Genomic DNA, 22,985 nt, shown 5'->3' on the forward strand with positions numbered 1-22,985 from the left:
GATTGCGCGCCACCGCCCGGGTTTCATAGCCGGCAAAAAGGCTCCAGCCGATGCCATTGGGCTTGGCGCGCAGGATTTTGCCCGATCCCGTGGCGCTGGGATTAATCCGTGGGGGCAAGGCATGGGGCAGGAAATTGCCGATCCGCCCCACAAGCCCCAGATTCGCATCAACAAAAACCGTGCCAAGATCGGCACCCACACGCGGCGACAGATCCCCCGCAAGCCAATCCCCCCATTCAAAAATCTGATAAAACCAGGCTCGCTCATAATAAAGCTGCACGGTGGGTTCGGCCTCGATCTGATAATCCCAGCCCTGGGGTTCGGGGGAATTGGTCAGGGTATGAACGAATTTCTGGGTCCGCTCCGCCAGCGAAGGTGGCCCCGTCACCCCCAGCGACAAGGTCAGGGTTTCCTGCATATTCCCCACCTGGCCCGAAGCCCCCACCTCCACAAAAAGCCAGCCCGCATAAGGGCGATCATCGGGCTGGCGTTCGCGGATCGTGATATCCTCAGGGGAAAACATCGATTGTCCAATCGCTATGAACAGATCGGTCTCTTTTGCCGCCGGTTTGGAGGGCAGCCAATCCCCGATGAAAGAGACAGCGCCGGGCCGATCATCGGGGGCCAAAGCCAAAGCCATACGAAATCCATTGGTAAACCAGCGATCCTTGCCATCGCCATAGAGATCATTTTCGCTTTGGAACGATAAAACCGAACGCTTGGGCGATTGAGAAGGCGGCATGCTTTGGGCCAAAGCCGCACTGATGGGCACATTGAGACCGATCAGAAACAGGAAAAAAGCGCTTGGATATGTCATGAGACTCAGCTGCCATCAGGAAAGATGAAGAAGGATTAAGCACAATCTGAAGGGAGGATCACCCCTTCATCGCATAGGCGGGAGGCATTTCTTCTCAGGTTTCACAAAAATTTCAAATCCGATCCATCGCCATATTATTTCAATATATTTCATATTGGGGTTTTCATAGGGCTTATAAGTTTAACCACACAATATTGTTATTAATGGGGAAATAAGGCATTTTTTGGCGCATATCCTATATATTTTGAACCCATGCATTTTTTATTAGGGTGAGTATTTACGATCACAGCCCTGTGATCTCTGTTTAAAGCTGCAAATTTCTTAATAATACATTTCTGTATTGTTTTATTCATCTCGTCATTCAGGCTGGATATTTAATCAAATTTAATCATTTATCGGCCAGATTATTGTCACATGACGAGATATTTCAAAACGCACTGGCCGGGTCTGGTCATCATCATAGATCAACATTGTTTGTTTGCGGGGGAAAGCGTGTTTTTAAAATCACAATCAAATTATATGGCTTATCAGGCAAATGCGGCAGCCCAAAGGTTGCGTACGCGACTCATGCACTCTGCCGCCAGCCTTGCTATCCTGCTGTGTGCCGCCCCAGCCATGGCCCAATCGGCTACGGCCGATGAACAGGCCCGGATAGAGGCTTTGGAACAGCAATTGCAGCAGGTTCTGGGGGTTGTGCAATCCCTGAGCCAGGAACTGAAGGCGCTGAAATCGAGCCAATCCGAGCCAGGCAATGCAGCCCCCGGCGACGCCCCGGCTCAAAACCTTTCCGCCGACACTTTGTCTCCCATTGATCTCTCCAAACGCCTTGATGAGGTGACGGCATCCGTCGCTGAAACCAATGCCCGCCTCGATGATGTGGAAGATATCGCTTTTGATATTGATGAGCGGGTGGGCAGCCGGGCTTTGGTGCGCGCCTTTGATGCCAAAAGCTTTGATCTGGGGGGTATGCTCCATACCGCCGCCACCTTCGTCGATGGCCAGAATAATGATGAATTTGCCGTCAACCGCCTGACCTTCGAGCTGTTTGCCAAGGCGGAATTGAATGATAAATGGTCCTTGTTCGTGGCGCAGGCTTTCATCCGGGAATCCAATATCAATTTCATCGATCCGGGGGCGCGGCTCGATCCCAATTTCAATATCGGGTCATCCTCTCCTTTGGTGATTGCCACCGCCACCTATAAAGCCAATGACAAATTCGTTCTCGATATGGGCCGTTTCATCACGCCTCATGGTATCGTCAATATCGAGCATTTCCCGGCCATTTTGCTTGATCCCGAACAGCCGCAATTCCTGCGTCCCTTTGGCGGACAAACGATCTTTGCCAATTTCCTCAATGGGGCGAAGGCCAGCGGCCAGTTTTATAAGCCATTCGGTATCGATGGCACCTTTGGCTATGCCGCCTATGCCGGGACCTTTACCGGAAATAGCGACAGCGTGAATTATGGCGGCCGCGCCTTTTGGAGCTTTGCCGATACTGGCATCACTCTCGGCGCCAATGTGGGCGGCGGTCGGCGCGATGGAAGCGATAGCGATTATGTGCTTTATGGTGCCGATCTGCTCTATGACAAGGGCATGATCTTGTGGAAAAACGAGCTGTTCGTCACCAGCGAGGATCAAGGCGGCGACAGGCTGGCCTTTTATTCCCAGCCTGGCCTGCGTTTTGGCGATAGCTGGACGGCCTTCTACCGCTTTGATTTCCTGGATGACGGCACTGAAGCCGGCGACCGTAAAGAGCATTCCATCGGCTTTACCTTCAAGCCCATTCCGCAGGTTCATTTGCGCGCCATCGCAAGGCTCAATCGTTTTGATGCCGGCACCGGCCTCACGGGCAATGACTTCCCAAGTGCCAATGCCGAAAATTATCAGCTTTCAGCAACATTCTCATTCTAAGGCGGGGCCATAGCATGTTCAAAACGATGAAATACAGCCTGGCCGCCTTCATGATGATGATCGGTCCGGCTTTTTGGGCCAATGTCGCGCAGGCTGCTGATTATGCCGTGATCATTCATAGCGATAATAAAATTGATCTGGCGGGCAATGCGGCACGTGAAATCATCAAGCAGCTTTATTTAAAAGAACTGACCCAATGGCCGAATGGTCTGGCGGCGGAGCCTTTCGGCCGCGAAAGCGGCTCGGCGGTGCAGCTTGCCTTTGAAAAGCAGGTGCTTGGGCTTTCAGGATCGGAAAGCAGCAATCATTGGGCCCGCATGAAACAAACCAAAGGGGAAACCCCCCCGCGGGAAGTGGGGCCTGATCGTGTTCTGTTTCGGCTGGTCGGCAAATTTCCCGGCGGATTTGCTGTGGTCACGGCAGAAGAAATGGCCAATGCGCCGTCATCCGTGATGGTGCTTTATAATTTCAGCGATTGATCCCTGTGGGAAAACTCCATGTTTAAAAAAGCGACCACTGCATTTGCCGTCCTTTCTATCCAAGGGAAAATGCTGTTTCTTCTGGGTATATTGGGCTTTCTGGTGATCGGCGGTCTGATGCTTGTGCAATATCAGATTTTTGGCGCCAGAACGGCTATTTCAGACCAATCCATATATCTCGATACGCTCGAGCGCACCAATGGTATGCAAAAAGCATTCGGTGATATGAAATACTGGTTTTCCGATCTCGCCAATAGCTTGTCGAGCGAGGCCGAAGAGCAAGGCGCGCTTGCGCTCAAAAATTTTCGCGCCAGTGCACAGGATTTGAAGGCCCTCAGCCCACAGGAACGCGACAAGCTGATCCGCAATGCCGAGCAGATCGAAAAGCTCTCTCTCGATTCTCTGGTCGAATATATGATGGAAGAGCGCAGCAAGGGCGATGCCCTGATGGCACAGGCGCGGGACCTGATCACGGAAAATGACCGGGTCATCAGCGCTCTGCTGGCCAAAACCCGCCAGGATGCCGAAATGGCCGCGCAATTGGTGGATAAAGATAGCAGGCTCGCATCGCTGCTGGGATTTGCGGCGATTGCCATTCTGATTATTTGTGGCCTGTCGATCGTTGTCACCGTGCAAAAATCCGTGGTCATGCCGATCCGCCAGATCACCGATGCGATGAAAGCGGTTTCTCGTGGGGAACAGGATTCCGATATTCCCTATCGCGATAATCCTGGCGAACTGGGCGATATGGCCCGCGCCGTGGCGATTTTCAGCGAAAATGGCAAGAAAATCGACCAGATGAATGCCGAACGCGAAGCCCAGCGCGAAGCCCAGGAACAAGAACGCCAAAGGCTGGCAGAAGAAAAGCAGGCCCGTGACGCGCAGCAGCAAAAAGAACTGACAAGGCAGGCTGAACAGCAAAAAGCCATGGCCCAATCGGTGATCGAATTGTTGCAAGGCCGGGTTTTCTCCACCCTGGATCAGGTGGTGTCGTCTGCGCATGAGCTTGAAGACGCATCAAGCACCATGGGATCGGCGGTCACGAAATCGCAAACCACGGCCAGCGATGTGTCGGTGGCCTCTGAAACCGCCACATCCCACGCCCAAAGCGTGGCATCGGCGGCAGCCCAAATGGCCGCTTCCGTGCAGGAAATTGCCAGGCAGATCGCCGCATCAACCAGAGTGACCAGCGAAGCGGTCAGCCAGCAGAGTCGGGTGAAGGGAACTGCCCAGAGAATGGTGGAGCTGGTGGGCGAGGTGACCCGCGTGGTGGGGCTGATCGATGAAATTGCCGATATGACCAATCTGCTCGCCCTGAACGCAACCATCGAAGCCGCGCGGGCCGGTGAAGCGGGCCGGGGTTTCTCTGTCGTGGCCGCCGAAGTGCGCACCCTGGCCGGTGAAACCCAAAAAGCCACGGAAAGCATTTCCAGGCAGATCACGGAAATCCATTCAGCCAGCCGCGAAACGGCTTCGGCAGTAGATGACATTGGCCTGTCTATTCAGAAAATCGATGAAGTCTCAACCGCTGTGGCCGCCGCCATCGAGGAACAGCAGGCCTCCACCGATGAAATCAGCCGCTCTATTTCTGAAGCTGCCGACAGCACGGCCGGCATATCGGAAATGATCGCCTCCGTGGTCCGTGATATTGAATTGACCGGCAAAAGCGCCACCAATGTCTCGGAACTCTCTGAAGTGCTGTTGTCGATTGCATCAAATCTCCGCACCGAAGTGGATGGTTATCTGCAAACGCTGGATGAACGGAAAAAAGTCGCCTGAGAAATGATAGGCTCTACAGATCGAGATTACATGTGTACTGACCTGCCCAATCTCCTTGACATTCGCGCTAATGAGGCGCATTGAACCTTCTGATTTCTCGCGATCACGCGAAACGCCGCCGGATCATAGCGATTTAAACGGCCTCTCATCTCGAGACATTTCAATATTTATTTTCCATGGCCCGGATGCGTGTGGGCTGCGGCAACGCATCGCCCGGCTGCCATTGATGGCTGGCCTGCGCCGTGCAGAAAGTTACGCTTCGTGACCAACCCGACCTTTGCAGATCTTGGCCTGACCAAGACCATCAGCACCGCCCTTGATCAACTGGGCATCACCCAACCCACCCCCATTCAGGCACAAGCCATTCCGCCGCTGCTTTCAGGCCGTGATGTGCTGGGCATTGCCCAAACCGGCACCGGCAAAACCGCCGCCTTTTCCCTGCCTTTGATCCAGCTTTTGACCAGCAGCCCCATCACCGTCAAGCCGGGCCAACCCCGGGCCTTGATCCTTGCCCCCACGCGGGAATTGGCCTTGCAGATTTCGGATGCCATCCGCACCTTTTCTAAGGGCAGCCGGCTTTCGCAAAGCGTGGTTGTGGGCGGCGTTCCCATGGGCCGACAGGTGCGTGATGTGGCGCGCGGCATCGATATTCTGATCGCCACCCCCGGTCGCCTGCTCGATCTCATCAGCCAGCGCCATGTGCGCCTTGATGGCTGCGATTTTCTGGTTCTGGATGAAGCAGACCGGATGCTGGATATGGGGTTCATTCATGATATCCGCAAAATTGTTGCACTGATCAAAAAGAACCGTCAGTCGCTGCTTTTCTCCGCCACCATGCCCGCGCCCATCCAGCGCTTTGCCGATGAAATTCTGCATCAGCCGGTGCGGGTCGATATCACCCCTGAAACCATCACTGTTGATCGGATCGAGCAGCATGTGCATCATGTGGCGCAAAATGATAAGCGTGCCTTGCTCACCAAAATTCTGGGTGATCCAGCCTTAAGCCGCGTGATCGTTTTCAGCCGCACCAAACATGGCGCCGACCGGATCGCCACCCAACTCGAACGTGCCGGGATCAGCGCCGATGCCATCCATGGCAATAAATCGCAAAATGCGCGCCAGAAAGCTTTAAACAGCTTTCGATCCGGCCAATCGCGTATTCTTGTGGCCACCGATATTGCCGCCCGGGGGATCGATGTGGATCATATCACCCATGTCATCAATTTTGACCTGCCCCATGAGCCGGAAAGCTATGTTCATCGCATCGGGCGCACGGCCCGGGCGGGCACCCAGGGCATTGCCATCAGCTTTTGTGATGAAACCGAATATCCCCTGCTGCGCGAAATCGAAAAGCTGACCCGCAGAACATTGGATCTGGCTGGCGGAACGCCGCCCAGCGGTCCGGTGGCCTCGATCCGCTCAGCCAGAAGCGGCAAGAGCGGTGGCGGCGGGCGTGGGGGTCGCACTGGATCATCTGCGGGCGCATCCCGTGGCCATGAGGGCGCAAAACGCCATGGCGCACCGGCAGGCCAAAATCCTCGCCGTCCGCAATCCTCTCAGCGCAGAGCCACAGCTTCCCGATAATCGGGGACCCGGGTTTTCCAGCCTAAATCCTCTTCGATCCGGCGGCGCAGGCAATCTGCTGCCGCCGGTTCGCCATGGGTGATAAACGTACAGCGCGGAGGGCTTTCCAGATGCCCCAGCCAATCCATGATGCCATTGCTATCGGCATGGGCAGAAAGCATGGGCAGCGCTTTTACCTCGGCTTTCACCGGATGATAGGCCCCATGGATCTTGATCGATTGCGCCCCCGCCAGCATCGCTTCACCGCGCGTGCCCCCGGCCTGAAATCCCGTGAATAAAATGCAATTGCGATGATCGGAAACATAGCTTTTCAAATGATGCAGCACCCGTCCACCCGTGGCCATTCCACTGGCTGAAATCAGAATTTTGGGCATGGGATCATGATCAAGGGCTTTGGAGTCTTCCACCTCTCGCACATAACGGGCAGCGGAGAATATCTTTTCACACTGCTCGGGGGATAATTTATGTTCGCCCGCATGACGAGCATAAAGCTCGGTAGCATTGATCGCCATGGGGCTATCGAGGAAAATGGGCAGGTCGCCAATCTTTCGGGCCTCTTTCAATCGCCACAGATGATATAAAAGCATTTGCGCCCGCCCCACGGCAAAAGAGGCCAGCAAAACCGTTCCCCCACGTGCCGCAGTTTGATTGATGATGGCGGCCAGCGCGGTTTCCACATCGCCCGGATCATGCACTTTATTGCCATAGGTGGATTCAACAACCAGATAATCGGCATGATGAAGGATCGCCGGATCAATCATGATCGGGCTGTCCTTCCGCCCCAGATCACCGGAAAAAACGATCCGGCGCCCCGCTATTTGAAGCTCAACAATGGCCGCGCCCAGAATATGCCCGGCAGGCCGAAATAAAACCGTGCCAATCCCATCGAGATCGAAAGGCGCGTCAAATGCCACGGGCTTTAGATGCTCCAAAGCCCGCACGGCATCCCGCTGAGAATAAAGCGGTTGGGCGGACCGATGTTTGGAAAAGCCATGGCGATTGGCAAAGTCTGCGTCTTTTTCCTGCAGAAATCCGCTATCCGGCAACAGAATATGGCAAAGATCACAGGTGCCGCTTGTGGCATAAACCTTTCCCTTGAAACCATTTTTGATCAATAGCGGTAGAGAGCCCGAATGATCGATATGGGCATGCGTCAGGATGACAGCATCAATGGATGCGGGGGCAATGGGAAAGGGCTGCCAGTTTTTCAAACGAAGCTGCTTATAGCCCTGAAACAGGCCACAATCCACAAGGATGCGTTTTTTTTGGTGCTCAATCAGATATTTGGAGCCAGTCACCGTGCCTACGCCGCCCAAAAATGTGATCTTCATATCGGCTCCATGGTGATGAATGCGCCTGCGTCGATCACATAGCCTTACAGATAATGACAAAAAATTCACGGGTTACATGCGTGCCGCAGACCTATGCAGATGATGCATGGCAGGCGCGCTGCATTCGGAGCTTCCATTGCGCCGCAACAATCGCCAGACTCCCGATGAACGCAATCGCTATGGCTTTTGATGATGAAGGAGATTTTCGATGTGCACACAGCAAAACCAGCCTTCGGATGCACCGATCAGCCTCACCGACCGATTTCTGAACGCGGCCGCCGTCATTCTCGCCGCCCTTTGTGGTCTGGCGATCAACAGCCTGATGATATAAGCCGCAAAGCATAGGGTCAGGACCCAGCGCTATCACAGATGTTTCACGATAAATTATGACTTTTCTACAGGGATGGGATGACCTGCGCGGCAGAATGTCGCATAATGGTGGGGCGTTGATCGCAATCGATCACCAAGAAGGAGAACGCCCATGAACACTGCACATGCTCAGAATGTTTCTGGCTCGAATGAGCACTCTGCCGATGTTTCCAAAATCCGGCACATAGAAATCAGCGATGTGAAAGCCGCCTTGCGCGCGGGCTATGGCGATTTTCTCAAAAGGCCATCCCATGCCATCTTTCTTGGGCTGCTTTATCCGATCTTGTGTTTCATTCTGGTGGCGGCAGTCACCGGGCGCGATCTTTTGCCCCTTGTTTATCCCCTGATTGCAGGCTTTACCCTTGTGGGGCCCTTTGCCGCTTTGGGGCTTTATGAAATGAGCCGGCGGCGCGAAGAAACAGGGGAAATCCACTGGCGCGATGCTTTCGGGGTTTTCCGCTCCGCCGCCTTCAGCCAGATTTTGATGCTGGGCCTGCTCATTTTACTGGTTTTTTCCTTGTGGATTTTGGCCGCCGTGCTGATCTACAGCCACACTTTAGGCACCATCGCCAGCCCTGCGGCCCCTTTGGCCGGGATGTTCAGCACCACCGAAGGCTGGATGATGGTTTTTGTGGGCAATATCGTGGGTGCGGTTTTTGCGGTGGCCAGCTTCACCATCAGCGTCGTATCCTTTCCCATGCTTTTGGATAAGCATGTGAACGCCCCAACGGCCCTTGCCACCTCCATTCGGGCCGTGATCGCCAATCCCAAAGCCCTGGGCTATTGGGGCCTGATCGTTGTGGCTGGGCTTTTTGTGGGATTTTTGCCGATGGCTGTGGGATTGGCCGTGGTTTTCCCCATTCTTGGCCATGCCACTTGGCATCTTTATCGGGCGCTGATTGCCTAAGGCTCCAATCTCAGCGTTCGGTGGCATCATTAAAGCACAAGGCGAAAAGCTGCGCTTGCGATGAAATGCCCAAGCGGCGAAAGGCGCGCTTTTTATAGGTGCGCACGCTGTTTTCGGTGATCCCCAGATCAAGGCTGATGGCTTCCACCGATTTTCCCAACAAGGTGCTTTTGCACACATCCACCTCACGCGCGGTCAGATGGCGATCCGCCCGCGTGAGGCTATCGGCGATCATGGTCCGGGCATTTTGTTTCAGCACCGGGCGATGGCTTTTCTTACGCAATTCGCCATGCCGGGCCAGCGCCGCCATGATCATGCCGCCCTCCTGCTCCATGGCACGATGCTGTTTTTTGCTGAAAGCCTTGGCCGCATAAAAACGCAGAATATAGATGCCATCTTCCAGCTTGCGATAAAAAGACATCTGCGTGCGTGCATCGAGAAAATCGAACAACCGCAGGCCGATGGCTTCTGACCCCACATCCTCGCGATCAGTGAGATGAAGGCGTGTCTGTTTTTCAACCAGACCTTTCAGATGAGATTTCAGGCTATGATCATCGGGCCACAGGCGCGCCCCATAGCGCAGGGCCGCAAGCGTTGCCAATTCGCCATAAGGCCCATCGCCCGCCGCCGACAAAACGATCACCCTTCCGGGCAGATATAAAAATCCAAGGCTGACATGGCATTGCCCAAGGCTGATGGCCCTTTGCAATAAAACCTCATCGAAATTGGGCAGCCCGATGGATTCAACCAGCGCTTCCAGATCATGTGTGATGGCGGCACCTTTTTATCCTGTCACCCTTTTGGGGACTATAACGGAATCTTTTGCGGTGCACAATAAGACGGTCTGTTTTTGACATAAACAGAAACACAAAGTCGAAAAGGCTGCGCCAATGAAAATGATTATTGCCATTATCCGGCCATCCCGCCTTGAAGCCGTGAAAGACAGTTTGTCGGCTATCGGGGTTGAGGGGATGACCGTGAGCGAAGTGCAGGGCTATGGCCGACAGAAAGGCCACACGGAAATATACCGTGGGGCGGAATATGCCATCAGCTTTGTTCCCAAGATCAAGATCGAAACCGTTGTGCGCGAAGCACAAATGGAATCCGCGATCGAAGAAATCAAAAAAGCAGCGCAAACCGGAAAGATGGGAGACGGGAAAATTTTCGTCCTGCCGGTGGAATTTGCCATGCGCATCAGAACGGAGGATAGCAATGAAGCGGCTCTTTGATCAGATGAAGGGGCGGATGCGCCTTTTGCGAGCCTGTGCCGCCACCGGGCTGGTGGTCTCGGCGCTGCTGGCCCCGGCCCCGGTCTTTGCCGCTGTCTCCGAAGAAACAGCATTTGTTTTCAATACTTTGCTGTTTTTGATTGGTGGCTTTCTGGTGATGTGGATGGCGGCTGGCTTTTGCATGCTGGAAGCGGGGCTGGTGCGCTCCAAAAATGTCGCCGATATCTGCCTCAAGAACATCTCGCTCTATTCCATTGCCGGGATCATGTATTATCTCATCGGCTATCGCCTGATGTATGATGGCGTTGATGGCGGCTTCATGGGCGCCATCGGCTTCTGGTCGCCCGATGATAGCGCGGCCCTGGCCGAGACGGGTGATTTTTCAGCTGGCTATGCGGCAGCATCCGATTGGTTTTTCCAGATGGTTTTCGTGGCGACTGCCGCCTCGATCGTGTCCGGCACCATGGCCGAACGGGTGAAGCTGGTGCCTTTCCTGATTTTCACCGCTCTGCTCACCGGGATCATCTATCCCATTCAGGGGGCGTGGCATTGGGGCGGCGGTTGGCTTTCAGAAATGGGCTTTGCCGATTTCGCAGGTTCGACGCTGGTTCATTCGGTCGGCGGCTGGGCGGCGCTCACGGGGGCCATCATTCTGGGGGCACGGCTTGGCAAATATGATGCCCATGGCCGTCCGCGCGCCATGCCCGGTTCCAGCCTGCCACTGGCCACATTGGGAACCTTCGTTTTGTGGTTTGGCTGGTTTGGTTTCAATGGGGCATCGCAATTGGCTCTGGGATCGGCGGCGGATTCCATCGCCATCAGCCAGATTTTTGCCAATACCAATATGGCTGCTGCCGGCGGTGTGGTAACGGCCCTGATCCTCACCCGGATCATTTATAAAAAGGTCGATCTGACCATGAGCCTCAATGGGGCTCTGGCGGGTCTGGTGGCGATCACTGCCGAGCCGCTGACCCCCAGCATCGGGCAGGCGATCATCATCGGCTCGATCGGCTCGGCTTTGGTGGTTTTTGCCATTCCTTTCATTGATCGTCTGAAGATCGATGATGTTGTTGGCGCCATTTCGGTGCATCTGGTGGGCGGCATCTGGGGCACCCTGGCGGTTCCCCTCACCAATGGTGATGCGAGCTTCCTGACCCAGTTGATCGGGGTTGTTGCCATCGGTGCCTTCGTCATCGTGCTCAGCACCATCTTCTGGCTCATCCTGAAATACAGCATTGGAATCAGGCTGGATGAAGAAGCAGAAACCATCGGATCGGATATCGCTGAATTGGGGCTGGAAGCCTATCCCGAATTTGGCGGCGGTTCGCATAAATACCGAGGTACATGAGGAGAGGACGCGGGAGCCAGCATGGCTTGGGGCTGGTTTCCCGCATCTTTGGAACAGGGGTGTGATCCGGCTCTGAAACGCCCTTGATCCACCAAAACATCAAAGCCCGGCCTCCAGTATTGATCGCATTTCAACGTCCATGGAAGGAACCCATCATGGAACGCACACTCCCCCTTTGCCTGAAGCCTGCCGCCGATAAAGTGCGCGTCTTTACATCTTTCAGCGCTTTGGCCATGATCTTATCGGCGCTGCTGGCCGCCCCCGCCGCCAAGGCCCAAGAAGCCGAAGAGGCTGAGAAAAAACCTGAATTCTTTACCATAAGCGGCAATGTGGCCCTTGTTTCCGATTATCGCTTTCGCGGCGTTTCATTAAGCGATGAAGATGCCGCCATCCAGGGGGGCATCAGCCTCAATACCGCACCGGGATTTTTCATCGGCACCTGGGCATCGAGCATCGAAACCTTTAACGGCGCCGAAACCGAGCTTGATCTTTACGCCGGCTATGGTTTCACCCTGAAAGGCTTTGCCATCACCGCCGGGGTTACGGCCTTTTTGTTCCCCGATGGACAGAATACGGATTATGTGGAGCCCTATTTCAGCGTGGGCCGCAGCTTTGGCGCCTTTAGCACCACATTTGGCGCCGCTTATGCCCCGGATCAATCCAATATCGGCAATAACGATAATATCTATGTATATAATTCCAGTTCGCTGGCTTTGGGCGATACGCCTTTTTCCCTTAATGGCACCCTTGGCTATGAGGATGGCGCTTTTGGCGATAACAAAGTGGATTGGAGCCTTGGCCTTTCCGGGAGTTGGAAGGGATTGAATGTCTCCGCAGCCTATGTGGATACCAGCAAAGCCGGGACGACAACCGATGCCACGGTGGTCTTCTCAATCGGCATGTCATTTTGATGATGATCTGCGGTGCAGGCTTGGCCCGCAACCCTTTGGGACACATGATCGCCAATTGTTATCCCCTGATTACATAAGGGATCTTTCTGGTTTCATGCCCCAACCCTCTGGCCTCAGCCGCCAGAAGCCCGCCGCCGGATTGAAAGCCGGGGCGGGCAACTTTTATTTCACAGCATCCGTGCTTCGCCACAATCAGGCCCCAAAAACCGGGCTAGAAGCCGGGCCAGAAACCGAGCAAGAAAAATCAGGCTGAAGCAGGCACAGGGCCGGTGTGCGGATGCATCAGAGAGTCCCGCACTCTGGCGATCATGATCTGGCGGGCGCGCTCCAGTATCTCATTCATCGATGGGGTTTGCGCAAACATCCGCAAAGCCCGTTCGCGCAATTGCTGGCCATTGGGCAGATCAGGCAAATCGGGCAGATGCAGATTATGCACGAGGGCACCCATTTCATGGCGGGCATGTTCCATCTTGAAATCAAGCTGGGCCTGCCATTGATCGAGCAGGATATTGATGTCTTTTTGCAGGCCATCCATCTTGTGCGACAGATCTTCCATCGAGGCATCAAAGCTTGCGCGGCCGCTCGCAAGCGACTGGCGCAATTCAGAGCTGATCATATCCAGATGAAAGCTGCCCGCCAATTGATGCGCGGCTTTTTCCACCACAGCGCGGCCCAGCCTTTGTTCATTTTTGACGACGGCTTCAGGGGGTGTTTTCAACTCATGCACCACACCAATAAAGGCCAGACCCTTCAGGATGTAAAAGCTGATATCAATTTCATACCAGCGAAAGCCCTGACAGGCGGCGCTTTGATAATAATGGTGATTATTATGCCAGCCTTCGCCAAAGGTCAGCAGCGCCAGCCACCAGTTATTGCGGGATTGATCCCCGGTCAGATAGCGCTGATTGCCATGCACATGGGCCAGCGAATTGATGAAGAATGTGGCGTGCCACAGGGCCACTGTGCTCCAGAAAAAGCCAACCACAAGGCCCGACCAGCCCGCCAGCAGCCACACCACAAACCCTAAAAGGATGGGGGGCAGATAGCGATTGCGATCCAGCCACCGCAATTCGGGATATTTGGCAAGATCAGGAACCGTTGAAAGATCGGTTTCATTATGCTTGCGATCAAAAATCCAGCCCATATGGGAATAAATGAAGCTGCGCTTTACGGGTGAATGGACGTCCTCATCGGTATCGGAATGGCGATGATGATGCCGATGGGTGGATGCCCACCATAAAGCGCCGCGCTGGGCAGAGCTTTGGGCGATGAAGGCCAGAATGAATTGAAATACGCGCCCGGTTTTAAATGTGCGATGGGAAAAATAGCGGTGATAACCACCGGTGACCCCAAACATGCGCAGGGCATAAAGCCCAAGAGCGATCATCACATCAACCAGATGAACCCCGGTCCAGATGGCGGCAAAACAAACCAGATGCGCCAGAATGAACGGGATCGTTGACCCCCATTGAATATCGGCTTTCGGGGCAGAGCCATCAATGAGTGGGGGGTGTCCGGTCCGGTAAGCTTTCATGAACTCTCGTCTTTCCTTGATGAGGGCCTTGATAAGGGTACGGCTTTGCGCAGCGATTTATAGCATGGCGGGAGACAAGCGCCTACGCACATCCACTATATAATCAAATCATTTTAAAAAAACATGGCGATGAAGGATAAAACAGAAAAATTCTGACAACCGTCTGCTCAGCCCCGTATCACAAAAAAACACCCCGGCCAGAAGGCCGGGGCGATGGAATGACGAAATCCTAAGCTGTCATGTTAAAGCCGACGGGTGAGATCGACCCCCCATGTTCTGGGCTGCGCGCGGAAGGTAAAACCACCCGGTGAGAATTCGGCATTATAATCCTTATCGCCGACATTTTTCGCCCAAGCGGTGAGGCTCCAATCATCATTTTCGATCGTGGCCCGCAGATTGACAAGGTTCACCGGATTGCGCACCGTGGTGTTGAACGGCTCCCACCATGTTTTGCCAAAGCGGATATGATCGGCCCGCAAGATGAGATAAGCATCATCCAAAATCCCCAAAGGATAGGTATATTCCAGCCCCAGATTGGTGGTGAGGCGGGTATTGAGCGGCGATTCATTGCCAATGGCCGAGGGATCGACGAAATCCTTGATCTCGCTGTCATTGAAACCAAGGCTCGCATTCAGCCGCAAGCCTTCGATCAGCAGGGCATCGGCTTCGATTTCAAAGCCATTATGATCAACCTTGTCGATGGTCCCAAGATTCTGGGTTGAGTTCTGGGCGATGAACACAAAGAACAACTCGCCCTTCATATCCGTGTGATAGGCGGCAGCGCTCACATTCACACGATTATTGAATAATTGCGCCTTCATGCCAACTTCAGACGTGCGGGCGGTGGAGGCTTCAAAAATATCATCCACCCCGGCAATGCCCAGATCGGCAGCCACGGCCCCCACACCGGATTGATTGAACCCGCCTGAACGAAAGCCTTTGCCCCAGCTTGCATAAAGGCTGACCGTATCGCTGGGCTGGTAACGGGCGGTGAATTTTGGCTGGATGGAGTCAAAACGGGTTTGCCGTTCCTGCCCCTCAAAGGCCGAATTGCCAGGCAGGCAGGGGGTGGGTGTGGCCCCATCGGGGAAGCAGAAGGGCTCATCCGGGGTCAGCGTGGTGATGCGCCGGCGGTCATTATCATAGCGGACCGAAGCCTGAAGCTGCACACTGGGCGAAAGTTCATAGACAAGATCGCCAAAAAAGGCATAGGCGAAATTATCCTGCTTATCAGCAAGGAATGAAGTCGGCAGATTCAAAGGATTGGTGCTGGGATTGATTTTTTCCGGATCGATCCCGTTTCCGGTATCAAAGCGCGTGCTCAAAGAAGCCAGCCGATCCGTTTGGATCATATAGGTTCCCACCACCCAGCTCAGCTTTTCTCCGCTTTCCGAGGTCAGGCGAAATTCCTGGCTGAGCGAATCCGTTTTGAATAAGGCAGTCTGGTTGAGATCGATTGGAAAGCCGAGTTGGCCTGCCAGAAACGAATCCTCGATGGGTAGGAAATCGAAGGCATCGCCGGTTGCCAGCTCATCGGTTTTGTTCCAAGCGGTCACGGATGTCAGGGTTGCAAAACCGGCATCATATTCCGCCCGCACGGAAGCATTATAGCTATCGCGCTCATTCACCCCGGGATTGTTCACCCGCACCGGCAAAACATTATTAACATCAGGCGTGATGGCGAAGGTAAAGGCCCGGGCATCGGTCTTGATGATATTGCCGATCACATCCACCTTCAGCTTTTCGGATGGCTCATAAAGCAGGCGGGCGCGCAAAGAGAGGTCTTCAAAAGGCTGCGCTTCTTCATCAAGGAAGGTATTGGGGATGACCCCATCCGTATCCTTGTAAGAACCGGAAATGCGAAAGCCAAGGCTATCGGTGATTGGCCCCGAAAAGCTGCCTTTGGTTTGATAGCCAAAGCCATTATCCACACCCACCTCGACCTGGCCCTCATAATCGATGCTGGGCTCTTTGGTTTCGATGATGATCGCCCCGCCAATGGCATTGCGCCCATAAAGCGCGCCCTGGGGGCCTTTCAAAACTTCGATCCGCTCCAGATCGAATAATTCGGTGTTAAACATTTCAGGATTGCTTTGCAAAACACCATCAACCACCACCGCCACCGATGGTTCGCTGTTTCGCGCCTGCCCAATCCCACGCACCACCACAAAGGCAGCGCCCTGATTTTGAGTCTGGATCAAATTCACATTGGATGTGAGATTGATGAAATCCTGTGGCGTTTCAATCCCCGCGCGCTCGATTTTACCGGCGGTGAAGGCAGTCACGGCAATCGGCACATCCTGATAGCTTTCAACGCGCTTACGCGATGTCACCACGATTTCTTCCAATTGAAGAATACGTTCCGGGGCTGCATCCTGTGTTTCGGCTCCGCCCTGCTCCTGTGCCGAAAGCTGCGCCGAAACCACAAGGAATGGCACCATACATGCTGTTTTGAGCAACAGGGCCCTCGTGTTTTGCGGCAATCGTGTCTGTCTATTGAACATGCCTTGTCCTCCCCTTGGGTTGATCGATGCAGAATCCAGACAAATGCATGGCTGGTCTTTCATCGCTGCCTTTGGCCTTAAAGCGCGCCCCGATCCGAAGGGCACCTGTGCATCCCTTCTTTTGGAGAATGCTTGTCGGCTGTCACTTTTTGACCTCTGATGAATGTAGTTTACAGAATTTCGATTTACGAAGTCAATTTCATAAATCGAAAAAATGCCGCTTCGGTGATGAAACCAAAGCGGCATAAATGGCTATCTGATTGTTTGATCAATTCCGGGGGGCATCGAAAAATCGCTCAAGGCCAATGGTTTGGGAGCAATGCTCTCAAGCTTTGGCATCTTTGGCGACCCAGCCCGCACCACGCTCAAAATTATTGGTGGGCACATCGTCTTCAGCCATCCAGCGATCCAGAATGCTGCGGGCATCATCGCCAGCACGGGCCATCATCACATCCGTATTTGGCACCCGGGTCGTCAGTTCCACCTGCATCCCATTGGGATCATGCAGATAAATCGATGATAAATAGCCATGATCGGTGAGCACATAAGGATAATCGGCCTCATCCAAACGCTTGCGATAGTCTTGCAAAGCCTCATCATCCGTCACCTCGATGGCGATATGATGGGTGAAAGGATTGATCTGCTCGAATCTTTGGATGGCGTGATCGGCATTTTGCTTCACATTCTTGAATTGGAAAAACGCAAGGCATGAGCCATCCCCCAATTCAAAAAATGTGTGAATATAATTATCCGGCTCACCCGTCACCGGATTGGTGCGTTCGATCCATGTGCCGATCAAGGGCATCGACAGCAGATCTTCATAAAATTTGCGCGTTTCTTCCATGTCTTTGGCCAGATAGGCATGATGATGCATCATGCGAACCTTGTTTTTCGCCTGACGCGCTTTGCATTTTTTATCATAAGTGGCTTGATCGAACTGCGGCTCGGGCATACTGACTCTCCTTTGAACAAATGTCGCTGATCGAAATTATATTCATTTATCGAAATTGTGCAAGAACAGCGAAAGCATGGGAAATCCGATGACAGACATCACAGTTTCTGGAAATGGCACCAACATCCCGGTCAGCCATGCGGGGCACGGCCCGGCCCTGCTCCTGCTCCATGGCTGGACATTAGACCGCCGGATGTGGGCCCCACAACTAGCGGAACTCGCTAAGGATTTCATGGTCATCGCCATCGACAGACGCGGCTTTGGCGATCATGATGCGGCCCCCGATCTGGCAGCAGATCTTGCAGATATCGATCGGGTGCTGGATCATTTCGATCTGCCGCAGGCCAGCCTGATCGGCATGTCGCAAGGCGGCAGGCTCGCCCTCAGCTATGCAGCCCAATCGCCAAAACGCCTTAGATCCATGATTTTACACGGGGCCCCCTTAGAGGGGTTTTTGCCTTTGGCCAAAGGCGATGAGCAGATCCCGCTGGATACATATCGCCGCTGGGCCCGCGCCGGGCGCATGGATGATGTGCGATCCGCCTGGCGCACCCACAGGCTGATGCAGGTGCCCCATGATCAGCCCGAGGTGCAGGCACTGGTTGATAGCATTCTGGCGGGCTATCGCGGCCTTGATCTGCTGCACGATCCCGCCCCCACACCTTCAACTCCGGGGCTGAAAAAAATAGGGGAAGCCAGCACCGATCAGAGCATGGCGGCGCGCTTATCGCAGATTGATGTGCCCACATTGGCTTTGGTGGGGGCGCAAGATACGCGCTGGCTGGATCTGGTGGCGTCGGCTCTTGCCTATGGCCTGCCATTTGGCCAAAAAGCCGTGGTGGCGGGGGGCGGGCATCTGGTCAATCTCACCCATCCCGATGCCTATCATGCCGCTATCCGTGGCTTTCTCGCCTGATCCCTCGGCTTAAGGACATTCAGGACGATATTTTGTCCCGCTTGGTGGGGGCATAGCGCATCTTGATCGAATGGGCGAGCGGCGGCCATTGGCGGATCGCCGCTTCGATGCGGCTGGCGGCTTCATTCAAAATCGGCAGGCGATCCTTGATGATCTCGGTTTTATCAATCCGGGCGGTGGAGGTGGAACAATTGATGGCGCATAAAATCTCGCGCTTTTCGGCAAAAATCGGCACAGAAATCGAAACGATTCCATAATCGAGCTCATCTTGAATACTGGCATAGCCCTGGGCACGGGTTTCTTCCAGAATGATTTCCAATGTGCTGCGCGATGTTGTGGTATGGCTGGTGAGCGGCACCAATTCGGTGTGATCGAAATAATCGGCAATGCTTTGGGGGGATTGAAAAGCGAGCAAAACCCGGCCCAATGACGTGGCATAAGCGGGAAAACGGGTGCCGATGCCCGCCGCCAATCGGATCATCCGATTGGTGGATACATGCTGCAGATATAACACTTCATCGCGCCACAAAACCGCCATCGAGGTGCTATCCCCGGTTTTATCGGACACATCCTGCAAATAAGGCTGCACGATGGTTTCCAAATTCATCGAATTCAAATAAGCCGATGAAAAGCCAAGTACTTCAGGCGTCAGCAAAAACAGCCGACCATTTTTGGCAACATAGCCCAATTCCAGCAATGTATTGAGACAGCGCCGAACGACAGCGGCATTCAGCCCCGTGACCGCCGCAACTTCGCTCAGGGTCATTTCCGGGCGATCACTATCAAAGGCACGCAAAACCGATAAGCCACGGGCAAAGGTCAGCAGATATTCGCTATCATTCTTGCTGGTTTTTTGGCCAGTTTTCTCTGTGGTCCCGGTTTTTACCGTGGCCCCGGCTTTTTCGGCAACCATTGGCCAAACTCCCTGTAACACCCATCGCAAACTGACCGAAAGATATAGGCAAGGCTCAGACCTTTGCATAGATATTATTGGGATCAGGCCGCATTAAACCCGCTAAAGCCCAGAGCATCATGCCCTTTATCTTTGGCCAAGCCATGCCCGCACCCCCCAAAAATGTGTTTAAAAAATCCCCGCAATCGTGAGGCGGGAATTTTCTATAATTTTCACTTTATGGTGATGGCGCGAAGTGATGCCTTACAACTGAAAACGAAGTTTGATATTATATTCTGATATATATCGAATATAGAGTGATGATCTCTTTTTTTGATGGAAAGAATGAAGATCGTGAAAAATATCAATGGGATGCTTGGGCCAAGCGCGACGACAAAGATAACACCGCTGGCGTGTGTTGTGATTGCGAAAAAGGCCATACTCACATCTCTCTGGGTTCCTTCGCCGACTAAGATTGAAACCTATGGCCGGAGGCGGTGATTATGGCGGATAAAGCCATCAGCAGAACGGCGTTGCTCGCCTTCGATCAGGTTCATATTGCGTTTTGGCAGGCCTTCCGGTCATTCCGGTCGGGGGGCCTGCCGCGCGCGCTCGGCCTTTTTGGGCTGGCGGTTGGCACGACCATTCTGCTCATGGCGATGCTCCTCCATTTTCATGAGACCAGCTATGATACCTGGCTCCCTGATTGGGAGCGCATCCATCGCGTTGAATTTTCGCTTCATAATATGAACGGGCAAGGGATCACCTCCTATTCGACCAGCGCCCCTGCGGCTCTGGCACCGGCCCTTAAAGCCTCGGCCCCCTTTATCGAAGATGCCGTTCGGATCTATCGGCCATCGGTTGTTGCCATCAGGCCGGAAGAAGGGGCACCCGCACGCACGGCGATCAATTTTGTGGATCCGCATTTTTTTACATTCTTTGGCCTTCCGCTGCTTTCCGGCGATCCCGCTACCGCACTGCAAAGCCCGGAGCGCGTGGTCATCATGGAGGAAGAAGCGATCCGGCTGTTTGGTCGCGTCGATGTGCTTGGCCAAACCATTGCCGTGGATGGCGGCGCCCCGCTCACCATCGCCGGGGTCATGAAAACCCTGCCAAGCCGAACGCATTTCCGGTTTTTCGGCATGATTGCACCCGTCTCATCACCCCTATCGCGGGGCCAGGCCTTTCTGGATGCGATGTGGGAGCCAGCCACTGTTCTTACCTATATCAAAACGCATGAGCGCTTGGATTCCTTAGCGATTACTGATGCGATGGAGCCTTTTTTACGTAACCATGTGAGACATCTCAATTCAAACACAGAAACGAATGCCGTTCATTTTGACATCTACAGAATAAACGATCTTAGAATTAAATCCAAAAGCGATAGCCACTATATGAAAAAGAGGGCTAATATTGATTATATCAATATATTGTTATATTTTGGTATCATATTGATGGTTCTTTCTGTTATGAATTATGTTCTAATAGAAACAAATATTTTGAATAACAGTAGAAAAAAAATAATATTAAAAAAATTATTTGGAATATCAACATATATGATGATTGCAGAAATCATCATTATGTATAGTGTATCGATAATATTTTGCATTATTGCATTATTTTTGTTTGCATACATCTCTAATAATTTACTGCAAACTATTACATTTATAAATATAGATTATACAAATTTATTTAATTCTAAATTTTCAATAAAAATTGCGATTTTCTTTATATCAATAATCGCATTATTGTCCATATATGCTAACAATATAACTTATCGCATTGCACATAATAAAAAACTTTCATATTACAATGACAAAATTATAACTATATATAGAAATGTTATTATATTCATACAATTTACTTGCACAATATTTTTTATCATTTCCGCGATTGTCATATTTCGGCAGATAGATCATCTGAATAAATTCGACCGGGGTTTAAATCTGGAAAGCGTTTATGCTGTATCTGCTGATAGCGGGACAGAGCATCGCCTCGATGTCTTGGCCGAACGGATTGCCGCACAATCAGGTGTTCTCGCGGTGACGAGGGTCGGGCAAAAGATCCCGGATAATGGTCAGAACCAAGTTCAGATTTCGGTTGTAGGGCAGTCGGGATCACGTGACAGCGATCTGACCGTCAGTTTCATGAATGTGGTGCCCGGTTTCGATAAGTTTTTCGGGATCGAGATGCGTGCAGGACGTTGGTTCGATCCGGCCATGGATGTCGACCGTCTGGGCTATCGCAAATTAGGGCGCACCGGCTCCGCCGTTATCAGCGAGGGCGCATTGCGCCAATTGGGTTTCTCATCGCCCGAGGATGCGCTCGGAACCGATCTCAATCTGGTAATGGAAGGGGCGCGGGCTCTGGTAAAAATTATCGGCATCGCACCGGATATCGTTTGGGGCGAGGGCCGTGCAGACCCGGCCCCACAGCTTTATGTTTTTGAAGGGAACCCGGAAGCTGGCATTCTTTATCGCCTGGCAGCGAAAGACGCGACCGCATTTCATTCCTGGCTCACGGCGTTCTGGGCGGAAATGGAGATTGGCAGCTATATTGCCGGCGATAGCCTTGAAGTCAGATATCAGGCATTGCTTGCCGATGAGCGGGGTCGTTTGCATGCTGTCCTTGGATTTGCCTTCATTTCTGTTGCGCTCTCGCTGATCGGTCTTTATGGCCTCACCGCCAATTATCTCCATAAACAGGGGCGCGAACTTGCATTGCGCAAGCTGCATGGGGCCAGCACTCTGCTCCTTACCGGCCTTTTGTCGCGCCGCATCCTGACCCCGCTTGCCGGTGCTGCTATCGTGGCCGTGCCGATTGCTTTTCATTTCAACGCCACCTGGCTGAAGACCTTCTCCGAACGGATCGAGCTTGGCCCCACGCCCTTTCTGTTCGGGGTCATTCTCGCCATTCTCGCCGCCCTCGGGGCCGTTCTGCCGATCATGCTCAGCGCCAGCCGACGCTCGCCGATCCTGTTTCTCAGGAGCGAGAATTGACCCCGCTCGATAGGGTCGCCTTCTACGAAACGTTCAACAACCAAAAAGGGAAATCAACAATGTTCCTGAAATTATCCGACATGCCGAGGACTATTTATCTTCTTCTTACCTGCCTCTTTTTCTTCCACTTCAATGGTTCTGCCTTTAGTCAGAATAATGTTGATGAACTGATCGGCTCTTATCAGACCAGATATATTTTTGGGGAGCATGAAGAGAATGATGTCCTCATTATCCACTATAATAAAAAAGACGAGATAGAAGTGATATGGAAAAATTTTATCGATAATGAAAAACTATATCATTTAAACCCATTCTACGATCTGCGGTTAGAGGGTGATAAAGTATTTTTCAAAATCAAAACTACGACAACAAGCCCGATGCACCCGGAGCCGAAAATTGGATTTATCCAATTTGAAGGAAAGCGCGAGGGTGATGAAATATATGGCGTCACTCTTTACCCTCCAAACTCCAAACCTCGGGAAGCGGGCTCCATCTATATGAAAAAAATCAGCGAATGAAGGAC

Annotated in this window: 19 protein-coding genes; 12 read left to right on the top strand and 7 right to left on the bottom strand. The window is 52.9% G+C overall.

What is annotated here, in order from left to right; genetic code table 11:
• A partial coding sequence (locus AQ1_RS10015; protein ID WP_052371189.1) for a lipid A deacylase LpxR family protein occupies positions 1-817 on the bottom strand: 817 nt, incomplete at its 3' end.
• A gap of 552 nt (positions 818-1,369) precedes the next feature.
• Between AQ1_RS10015 and AQ1_RS10020 the strand changes: the two genes are divergently transcribed.
• The 4 genes from AQ1_RS10020 to AQ1_RS10035 all read left to right on the top strand — a co-directional run bounded on the left by AQ1_RS10020 (position 1,370) and on the right by AQ1_RS10035 (position 6,570).
• A complete protein-coding gene (locus AQ1_RS10020; RefSeq protein WP_150007317.1) occupies positions 1,370-2,728 on the top strand; it encodes a hypothetical protein in 1,359 nt (452 codons plus the stop codon).
• Positions 2,729-2,742: 14 nt separating this feature from the next.
• Positions 2,743-3,207 carry a type 2 periplasmic-binding domain-containing protein gene (locus tag AQ1_RS10025; protein WP_042086839.1) on the top strand — a complete coding sequence of 155 codons (465 nt, stop codon included), beginning with the start codon at positions 2,743-2,745 and terminating at the stop codon, positions 3,205-3,207.
• 69 nt (positions 3,208-3,276) lie between these two features.
• Complete coding sequence (locus AQ1_RS14595) at positions 3,277-4,986, top strand: methyl-accepting chemotaxis protein (protein WP_161760553.1); 1,710 nt, start codon at positions 3,277-3,279, stop codon at positions 4,984-4,986.
• Between the two features lie 261 nt (positions 4,987-5,247).
• Positions 5,248-6,570 (top strand): DEAD/DEAH box helicase, encoded by a 1,323-nt coding sequence (locus tag AQ1_RS10035; RefSeq protein ID WP_042086842.1) that lies wholly within the window; start codon positions 5,248-5,250, stop codon positions 6,568-6,570.
• Here the strand turns inward: AQ1_RS10035 and AQ1_RS10040 are convergent.
• A complete protein-coding gene (locus AQ1_RS10040; protein WP_042086843.1) occupies positions 6,543-7,901 on the bottom strand; it encodes an MBL fold metallo-hydrolase in 1,359 nt (452 codons plus the stop codon). The genes AQ1_RS10035 and AQ1_RS10040 overlap by 28 nt on opposite strands.
• Positions 7,902-8,109: 208 nt before the next feature.
• Between AQ1_RS10040 and AQ1_RS15470 the strand changes: the two genes are divergently transcribed.
• A complete protein-coding gene (locus AQ1_RS15470; protein WP_313981972.1) occupies positions 8,110-8,232 on the top strand; it encodes a hypothetical protein in 123 nt (40 codons plus the stop codon).
• Positions 8,233-8,382: 150 nt separating this feature from the next.
• On the top strand, positions 8,383-9,177 hold the full coding sequence (locus AQ1_RS10045) for a DUF2189 domain-containing protein (RefSeq protein ID WP_042086847.1): 795 nt from the start codon (positions 8,383-8,385) through the stop codon (positions 9,175-9,177).
• Positions 9,178-9,187: 10 nt separating this feature from the next.
• On the opposite strand, the gene AQ1_RS15475 is transcribed toward AQ1_RS10045, so the two are convergent.
• Positions 9,188-9,886 (bottom strand): helix-turn-helix transcriptional regulator, encoded by a 699-nt coding sequence (locus AQ1_RS15475; RefSeq protein ID WP_052371191.1) that lies wholly within the window; start codon positions 9,884-9,886, stop codon positions 9,188-9,190.
• Between the two features lie 181 nt (positions 9,887-10,067).
• Between AQ1_RS15475 and AQ1_RS10055 the strand changes: the two genes are divergently transcribed.
• The 3 genes from AQ1_RS10055 (at position 10,068) to AQ1_RS10065 (ending at position 12,665) form a co-directional block, all read left to right on the top strand.
• The gene (locus AQ1_RS10055; protein WP_042086849.1) at positions 10,068-10,406 is read left to right on the top strand and encodes a P-II family nitrogen regulator; all 339 of its coding nucleotides are present in this window, start codon (positions 10,068-10,070) and stop codon (positions 10,404-10,406) included.
• Entirely contained in the window at positions 10,390-11,754 is a 1,365-nt protein-coding gene (locus AQ1_RS10060; protein WP_313981976.1) for an ammonium transporter, read from the top strand. Before AQ1_RS10055 ends, AQ1_RS10060 begins: the two co-directional genes overlap by 17 nt.
• Before the next feature lie 155 nt (positions 11,755-11,909).
• On the top strand, positions 11,910-12,665 hold the full coding sequence (locus tag AQ1_RS10065) for a TorF family putative porin (RefSeq protein ID WP_052371192.1): 756 nt from the start codon (positions 11,910-11,912) through the stop codon (positions 12,663-12,665).
• A gap of 244 nt (positions 12,666-12,909) precedes the next feature.
• Here the strand turns inward: AQ1_RS10065 and AQ1_RS10070 are convergent, their stop codons facing one another.
• The 3 genes from AQ1_RS10070 to AQ1_RS10080 form a co-directional block, all read right to left on the bottom strand.
• Positions 12,910-14,199, bottom strand: a complete 1,290-nt coding sequence (locus tag AQ1_RS10070; RefSeq protein WP_042086851.1) for an acyl-CoA desaturase — start codon at positions 14,197-14,199, stop codon at positions 12,910-12,912.
• A 242-nt stretch (positions 14,200-14,441) separates the two neighbouring features.
• A complete protein-coding gene (locus AQ1_RS10075; protein ID WP_462687122.1) occupies positions 14,442-16,703 on the bottom strand; it encodes a TonB-dependent receptor in 2,262 nt (753 codons plus the stop codon).
• A 325-nt stretch (positions 16,704-17,028) separates the two neighbouring features.
• Positions 17,029-17,655: a VOC family protein gene (locus AQ1_RS10080; protein ID WP_042086856.1), complete on the bottom strand. Its 627-nt coding sequence runs from the start codon at positions 17,653-17,655 to the stop codon at positions 17,029-17,031.
• 88 nt (positions 17,656-17,743) lie between these two features.
• Here AQ1_RS10080 and AQ1_RS14605 point away from each other — a divergent pair, with 88 nt between their 5' ends.
• Positions 17,744-18,571, top strand: a complete 828-nt coding sequence (locus tag AQ1_RS14605; protein ID WP_161760555.1) for an alpha/beta fold hydrolase — start codon at positions 17,744-17,746, stop codon at positions 18,569-18,571.
• Positions 18,572-18,590: 19 nt separating this feature from the next.
• Here AQ1_RS14605 and AQ1_RS10090 read toward each other — a convergent pair whose 3' ends face one another.
• The gene (locus AQ1_RS10090) at positions 18,591-19,484 is read right to left on the bottom strand and encodes an IclR family transcriptional regulator domain-containing protein (protein WP_081837264.1); all 894 of its coding nucleotides are present in this window, start codon (positions 19,482-19,484) and stop codon (positions 18,591-18,593) included.
• 482 nt (positions 19,485-19,966) lie between these two features.
• Between AQ1_RS10090 and AQ1_RS10095 the strand changes: the two genes are divergently transcribed.
• Together AQ1_RS10095 and AQ1_RS10100 are read left to right on the top strand one after the other, a co-directional pair.
• On the top strand, positions 19,967-22,462 hold the full coding sequence (locus AQ1_RS10095; RefSeq protein ID WP_042086858.1) for an ABC transporter permease: 2,496 nt from the start codon (positions 19,967-19,969) through the stop codon (positions 22,460-22,462).
• Positions 22,459-22,980, top strand: a complete 522-nt coding sequence (locus AQ1_RS10100) for a hypothetical protein (protein ID WP_042086860.1) — start codon at positions 22,459-22,461, stop codon at positions 22,978-22,980. Before AQ1_RS10095 ends, AQ1_RS10100 begins: the two co-directional genes overlap by 4 nt.
• Positions 22,981-22,985 lie beyond the last annotated feature (5 nt).

It is taken from the genome of Iodidimonas nitroreducens, from assembly GCA_000710935.1.
Classification (GTDB): Bacteria; Pseudomonadota; Alphaproteobacteria; order Sphingomonadales; family Rhodothalassiaceae; genus Iodidimonas; species Iodidimonas nitroreducens.

What these genes read in the sequence shown, in the direction of transcription:
- AQ1_RS10095 (WP_042086858.1), top strand. Translation starts at nt 19,967, where the DNA reads ATGGCGGATAAAGCCATCAGCAGAACGGCGTTGCTCGCCTTCGATCAG.
- AQ1_RS10070 (WP_042086851.1), bottom strand. Translation starts at nt 14,199, where the DNA reads ATGAAAGCTTACCGGACCGGACACCCCCCACTCATTGATGGCTCTGCC.
- AQ1_RS10065 (WP_052371192.1), top strand. Translation starts at nt 11,910, where the DNA reads ATGGAACGCACACTCCCCCTTTGCCTGAAGCCTGCCGCCGATAAAGTG.
- AQ1_RS10055 (WP_042086849.1), top strand. Translation starts at nt 10,068, where the DNA reads ATGAAAATGATTATTGCCATTATCCGGCCATCCCGCCTTGAAGCCGTG.
- AQ1_RS10040 (WP_042086843.1), bottom strand. Translation starts at nt 7,901, where the DNA reads ATGAAGATCACATTTTTGGGCGGCGTAGGCACGGTGACTGGCTCCAAA.
- AQ1_RS10075 (WP_462687122.1), bottom strand. Translation starts at nt 16,703, where the DNA reads ATGTTCAATAGACAGACACGATTGCCGCAAAACACGAGGGCCCTGTTG.
- AQ1_RS10025 (WP_042086839.1), top strand. Translation starts at nt 2,743, where the DNA reads ATGTTCAAAACGATGAAATACAGCCTGGCCGCCTTCATGATGATGATC.
- AQ1_RS10090 (WP_081837264.1), bottom strand. Translation starts at nt 19,484, where the DNA reads ATGGTTGCCGAAAAAGCCGGGGCCACGGTAAAAACCGGGACCACAGAG.
- AQ1_RS10060 (WP_313981976.1), top strand. Translation starts at nt 10,390, where the DNA reads ATGAAGCGGCTCTTTGATCAGATGAAGGGGCGGATGCGCCTTTTGCGA.
- AQ1_RS14595 (WP_161760553.1), top strand. Translation starts at nt 3,277, where the DNA reads ATGCTGTTTCTTCTGGGTATATTGGGCTTTCTGGTGATCGGCGGTCTG.
- AQ1_RS10045 (WP_042086847.1), top strand. Translation starts at nt 8,383, where the DNA reads ATGAACACTGCACATGCTCAGAATGTTTCTGGCTCGAATGAGCACTCT.
- AQ1_RS10080 (WP_042086856.1), bottom strand. Translation starts at nt 17,655, where the DNA reads ATGCCCGAGCCGCAGTTCGATCAAGCCACTTATGATAAAAAATGCAAA.
- AQ1_RS15470 (WP_313981972.1), top strand. Translation starts at nt 8,110, where the DNA reads ATGTGCACACAGCAAAACCAGCCTTCGGATGCACCGATCAGCCTCACC.
- AQ1_RS14605 (WP_161760555.1), top strand. Translation starts at nt 17,744, where the DNA reads ATGACAGACATCACAGTTTCTGGAAATGGCACCAACATCCCGGTCAGC.